We start from the raw sequence: 5,592 nt of genomic DNA, 5'->3' as shown, positions 1-5,592 counted from the left end.
CCGCCCGCCCGTCCGTTGACGGCCCCGCCCGCCCGGGAGGGCGGACTCGGCGGTCGGGGACCGGGCTTAGGCTGGAGGCTGCCCCCGCTGAACGGAAGACGCCATGCCCATCGTCCCCCCGACGCACTCCGTCGAACGCTCGCTCCGCCGGGCCGGCGCCAAGATCGTCGTCGGTCTCGACGAGGTCGGGCGCGGCGCCTGGGCCGGGCCGGTCATGGTGGGCGCGGCCGTCACCGGCCTGCGCAAGGCGCCGGAGGGGCTGACCGACTCCAAGCTGCTCACCGAGCTGCGCCGCCGCGCGCTCGCCCCCGTGCTCGCCGACTGGGTCACCGCGTACGCGCTCGGGCAGGCCTCCCCGCAGGAGTGCGACGAGCTCGGCATGACGGCGGCGCTGCGGCTGGCCGCCGTCCGCGCGCTGGAGGCGCTGCCGGTCGAACCCGACGCGGTGATCCTGGACGGCAAGCACGACTACCTCGGCGGCCCCTGGCGGGTGCGCACGGTGATCAAGGGCGACCAGTCCTGCATCTGCGTGTCCGCCGCCTCGGTGCTCGCCAAGGTCCACCGCGACGGCCTGATGGCCGAACTGGGCGAGGGGTGCCCGGAGTACGGCTTCGCCGACAACGCCGGTTACCCGTCCCCGGTGCACCGAGCCGCACTGGAGGAGTTCGGCCCCACCGGGCACCACCGGCTCTCCTGGGCGTACATGGACGCACTGCCGAAGTGGCGCCATCTCAAGCGCGTCCGGGAGGGTGCGGGCGACGGCCGTGGGTCCGCTGACGAACAGTTGACGCTCGGTTTCTGACGATCCGTCTGGAATTGCCCCGGGAGGGGGCGGCAGGAGAGCGGTGCCCAATGGGTGGGGCGCCCGTGCGCGTCCGACCGGCATTTGATAGATATCCGGGTATGCCTGTCTTCCCCGAGGAGCCGGAGATTCACGAGAGCATCCCGGGCCCCGGCGTTCCCTTCCCCCGCGAGTCGGACGCACAAGCCCCCGCCACCGCACCCACCACCACCGTCGCCGCCCCGGCCCCGGTGCCCGGCCCCCGTCCGGCGCCTCCGCGCCCGGCCCCGCCGCGCGCCGCCCGTCCGGGCCCGCCGCGACTGATCCGCAAGCCCGGGCCGGCACCACGCCGCCCGGCCCCCGCCGCACCGCAGGTGGAGGTCCAACGGATCGCCGCCACCCCGGCGCGGGCCGTGGAGCACGCCGACGAAGCGGTCGACCTGCTGTTGGAGTCCGGCCGCGATCCGGGCGACATCCTGGTGCTGACGGTCGGCGAGGCCCACCCGTGGCAGCAGCACGAGCTCTCCTTCGGTGAGGAGCGCTACTGGGCGCAGCTCGCCGAGGGCGGTGACGTGTTCTACGCGGACGCCGCGCTGACCCGTCCGGTCACCCGCGAGGTGGTCGTCCTGGTGGTCAACGGCGGACCGTCCGCCCGGGCCGCCGAGGCGTACACCAAGGCGCTCGGCCACGCGGCCGCGCTGCTGGTGGTCTGCGGCGACGCCGGCCCGGCTGCCGTGGGCGCGGCCGGAGCCGCGCCGAGCCGTCCGGTCAAGGCCTGACCACAGTCGTCCACCCCGGGCCCGGTGCCGTCGTACGGGGCCGGGCCCGCGGTCCGTCCCACGGCGCTCGGGGCCGGTGGCGTCGGCAGGTGCCGGCGGCCGGCGGTCGACGCCCCGGTGGGGCCGGTGGCCCGTGCGGACTCAGCCCGTGCCGGTGCGGCGCGTCGGTTCGGCCGCTGCGACCCGCGCCGCTGCCCACGGGGGCTCGGACTTCGGGGAGCGTGCCGCGTCCTCGCCGCGCTCGGCCTGGTCGGCGGTCTGTTGGCGGGTGCGGTGGTTGCGCGGGGCGTCCAGCGCCGAGCGCGGCGGCAGTTCCGTCACGGTGTGCACCGGCCCGTCGGCCCACGAGCCCGCGTGCGGGTTGCGTCCGCCCCGTCCGTCCCCGAGGACCTGCCAACCCGCCGGGGTGAGCCCGATGTACGCGCCGCAGCGCAGTCCGTGGAGCGCGGACGCGTCTCTCAGTGCCCACATCCAGGCGCCGTCCTGCTCCGTCCAGCCGGGTGCGCCGTCGCGGCAGCGCAGCAGTACGGCCGTCCGGGCCGGCTCGGACCGTCGCAGGTCGTGCGGAATGATCCGGCGCAGGTGCGTCAGCAGCGCGTTGCGGTGCTGCCAGCCGTCGGTGTCGTGCGGCCAGGGGGTGAACGAGGCCGAGGCGACGAGGCGGTGGAGCGCGTCCACGACGGCGACCACGACGGTGCCCGGCTGCGGCAGGTGATGCTGGTGCAGTTCCAGGACGAACTCGCGGGGGTCGCGCAGCAACGGGATCCCCGAGGCGGTCCAGGTCTCCAGGTCCAGCACCCGTCTGGGTTCCGGACTTCCGGAGAAGGGATTCTGACCTCGGTCGATACCGTTGATCACGATCCTCCTTCCTGGCCCGTGGGCAGGCGGGTGCCTGGGTACGCCGAAGGGCGGGGCCAGCGGACCGGGTTTCGGGTACCTCCCAATTCTCAGGGCATCGGGGGCGGAGCGGCAATGATGAAAAGATGAACGCCACCCGATAGCCCATGGTCTGCCGGATATGTTCCACAGCGGACCGAGTACCGAGCAGGCGCCTCCGGGCCTTGATCCACAGCGCCCTGAGGGCAGGGCGAACCGTCGTCGGCATGGTGAGCACTCCTTTCCCGGATCGTTCGGCCGGTGTGATCGAAATCGCTTCGCCTGATCCTTTCTGTTAGGCCATTCGGGTGAGTGGGTGGGCTTCGTCGACGGCCTTCCGCCGTCGCGTCACCCCTGCACGGCCAGTACCAGCGGCAGCACCGCGCTCGCCCCCGCCCGGCGCAGCAGCCGGGCGGCCACGGTGACCGTCCAGCCCGAGTCGACGAGGTCGTCCACCAGGAGCACCGGTCCACCGGCGGCCGCCACCGCCTGCTCCACCTCCGGGGGCAGGACCAGCGCGCCGGCCAGCGAGTGCAGCCGCTGGGCGCTGTTGCTGCGGGCACCGTGCGGGGGCAGCCCGCCGGCGTAGTCGATCCCGCCGAGCAGCGGCAGCCGCCCGACCTCGGCGATCCGGGCGCCCAGGCTGCCGACCAGCCGCGGCCTGGTCGAGGAAGCCATCGTCACCACGCCGACCGGCCGCTCCAGCCGGGCGCCCTCCGTCGTCGCGGGCCCGGCCCAGCCGCCCGGGCCCCGGGCCCAGTCGGCGAGCACCGCCACCAGCGCGTCCACCGCCTCGCCGGGCACCGGCACGTCCGGCGCCTGCTCGGCGAGCAGGGTGCGCAGCCGGGTGCCCCAGCCGATGTCGGACAGCCGGCCCAGCGCTCGGCCGGTCTCCGCCTGCTCGCCTGCGGGGATCCGGCCCTTGAGCGGCACCCCCAGCGAGTCCATCCCGGTCGGCCACAGCCGGCGCGGCTCGAAGCTCACGCCGGGGCGGCCGAGCGCGGCCCGGGCGGCCGCCAGCGTCTCCGCGGAGACGTCCGGGGTGTGCAGCGGCCCCGCGCAGTTGTCGCACCGCCCGCACGGCACGGCCTGCTCGTCGTCCAGCTGGCGGCGCAGGAACTCCATCCGGCAGCCGGTGCCCGCCGCATAGTCGCGCATCGCCCGCTGCTCCGCCTCCCGGGAGGCGGCGACCTTGGCGTAGCGGGCGCCGTCGTACGCCCAGCTCTGCCCGGTGGCCGTCCAGCCGCCCTTGACCCGGCGGACGGCGCCGTCCACGTCGAGCACCTTGAGCATGGTCTCCAGCCGGGCCCGGCGCAGATCCACCCGGGGCTCCAGGGCGGCGGTGGAGAGCGGCCGGCCGGCCTCGGCGAGGGCGTCGATGGTGCGGCGCACCTGCTCCTCCGGCGGGAAGGCCAGCGAGGCGAAGTAGCGCCAGATCGCCTCGTCCTCGCGCCCGGGCAGCAGCAGCACCTCGGCCCGGTCCACCCCGCGCCCGGCGCGGCCGACCTGCTGGTAGTAGGCGATCGGCGAGCTGGGCGAGCCGAGGTGCACCACGAAGCCGAGGTCGGGCTTGTCGAAGCCCATGCCGAGTGCGGAGGTGGCGACCAGCGCCTTGACCCGGTTGGCCAGCAGGTCGGCCTCGGCGGTGCGGCGCTCGGCGTCCTCGGTGCGGCCGGAGTAGGAGGCCACCGGGAAGCCGCGCTCGCGCAGGAAGGCCGTCACCTCCTCGGCGGCGGCCACCGTCAGGGTGTAGACGATGCCCGAGCCGGGGAGCCGTTCGAGGTGGTCGGCCAGCCAGGCGAGGCGGTGGGCCGGGTCGGGCAGGGAGAGCACGCCCAGGGTGAGGCTCTCCCGGTCGAGCGGCCCGCGCAGCACCAGGGCGTGCTCGTCGGTGGCGCCGGTGCCGAGCTGTTCGGCGACGTCCGCGGTGACCCGGGCGTTGGCGGTGGCGGTGGTGGCCAGCACCGGGACGCCGGCCGGCAGGTCGGCGAGCATGGTGCGCAGCCGGCGGTAGTCGGGGCGGAAGTCGTGCCCCCAGTCCGAGATGCAGTGGGCCTCGTCGACCACCAGCAGGCCGGTGGAGGCGGCGAGCTCGGGCAGCACCTGGTCACGGAAGTCCGGGTTGTTCAGCCGCTCGGGGCTGACCAGCAGGATGTCGACCTTCCCCGCGGCGACCTCCTCCTGGATCGCGGCCCACTCGTCGCTGTTGGCCGAGTTGATGGTGCGGGCGTGGATGCCGGCCCGGCCGGCCGACTCGACCTGGTTGCGCATCAGGGCGAGCAGCGGCGAGACGATCACCGTCGGCCCGGAGCCGCGGGCCCGGAGCAGGGCGGTGGCGATGAAGTAGACCGCGGACTTCCCCCAGCCGGTGCGCTGGACGACCAGGGCACGGCGGCGGTCGACCACGAGGGCCTCGATGGCCGTCCACTGGTCCTCGCGCAGGGTGGCTCCGGGGCCGGCGAGCTCGCGCAGGACGGCCTCGGCCCGCGCCCGGACCTCGGCGCGGTCGGCGGTGGCGGTGGTGTGGGTGTCGGGCTGCTGCATGGCGTCCATGTAACCCCGTACCGCTGACAAGCGACGAATGCGGGGGAGGGGAAGCGGGGGAAGGCGGGGTGTATTTCATCCGCTGATCCGCTGAACGGCAGACAAAATCCACCCGTGGGAGTGAGTCTTGCCTACTCCGAATGAGCGAAGGAAAATTCGGGGGCGGGGTTATCCACAGGAAAAAACTCGGTTCCGGTGTCGTCCGAGGATTGCGTCCACTCTTGCGGCCATGAACGCGATGAACAACGAACACGTCATTCTGTCCCTCGGTCCGGCCTCCGACCACCGGTCGGTTGTCATGCGCGGCCCGGCCGACATGGCCGAGCTGCTTCCGTACTTCCTGGGCTTCTACCCGGACGATTCCCTGTCAAGTCTTTGTGTTCACTCCGAGGCGCAAGTGGCGACCGATGGACGCACCCCGAAGGGGCGGGGACTCGCTCTTGTCAAAGATCTGGTCATGTCAGAGAGCCAGCCTGCGCTACTGCCAGCCTGAACTCCGGTCTTGAAGATCCCGTAGCCGGCCGGGGGGTGAAAGCCGTCTGCCCAACAAGTTGGAAGGTCAGAACGGAGGCTCCTCCGCCGCAGCCCAGGATCGGGTGGCGGGTGCCCCCC

5 protein-coding genes are annotated in these 5,592 nt (G+C 73.9%); 3 read left to right on the top strand and 2 right to left on the bottom strand.

Going from position 1 to position 5,592, the window contains the following annotated elements; all coding sequences use genetic code 11:
• Window positions 1-103 precede the first annotated feature (103 nt).
• A complete protein-coding gene (locus tag ACIQOV_RS25050; protein ID WP_401052004.1) occupies window positions 104-802 on the top strand; it encodes a ribonuclease HII in 699 nt (232 codons plus the stop codon).
• Between the two features lie 101 nt (window positions 803-903).
• Complete coding sequence (locus tag ACIQOV_RS25045) at window positions 904-1,560, top strand: hypothetical protein (RefSeq protein WP_401052001.1); 657 nt, start codon at window positions 904-906, stop codon at window positions 1,558-1,560.
• A 141-nt stretch (window positions 1,561-1,701) separates the two neighbouring features.
• Here the strand turns inward: ACIQOV_RS25045 and ACIQOV_RS25040 are convergent, their stop codons facing one another.
• Both ACIQOV_RS25040 and ACIQOV_RS25035 read right to left on the bottom strand, forming a co-directional pair.
• Window positions 1,702-2,358, bottom strand: a complete 657-nt coding sequence (locus ACIQOV_RS25040; RefSeq protein WP_387694101.1) for a hypothetical protein — start codon at window positions 2,356-2,358, stop codon at window positions 1,702-1,704.
• Between the two features lie 426 nt (window positions 2,359-2,784).
• Window positions 2,785-4,980 (bottom strand): RecQ family ATP-dependent DNA helicase, encoded by a 2,196-nt coding sequence (locus ACIQOV_RS25035; protein WP_380540110.1) that lies wholly within the window; start codon window positions 4,978-4,980, stop codon window positions 2,785-2,787.
• A 229-nt stretch (window positions 4,981-5,209) separates the two neighbouring features.
• Here ACIQOV_RS25035 and ACIQOV_RS25030 point away from each other — a divergent pair, with 229 nt between their 5' ends.
• Window positions 5,210-5,473 (top strand): hypothetical protein, encoded by a 264-nt coding sequence (locus tag ACIQOV_RS25030; protein WP_401051998.1) that lies wholly within the window; start codon window positions 5,210-5,212, stop codon window positions 5,471-5,473.
• Window positions 5,474-5,592 lie beyond the last annotated feature (119 nt).

Origin of the sequence: Kitasatospora sp. NPDC091257 (assembly GCF_044757675.1) — a bacterium.
Classification (GTDB): Bacteria; Actinomycetota; Actinomycetes; order Streptomycetales; family Streptomycetaceae; genus Kitasatospora; species Kitasatospora lactacystinica.
This window is presented reverse-complemented; position numbering and strand designations above follow the sequence as displayed.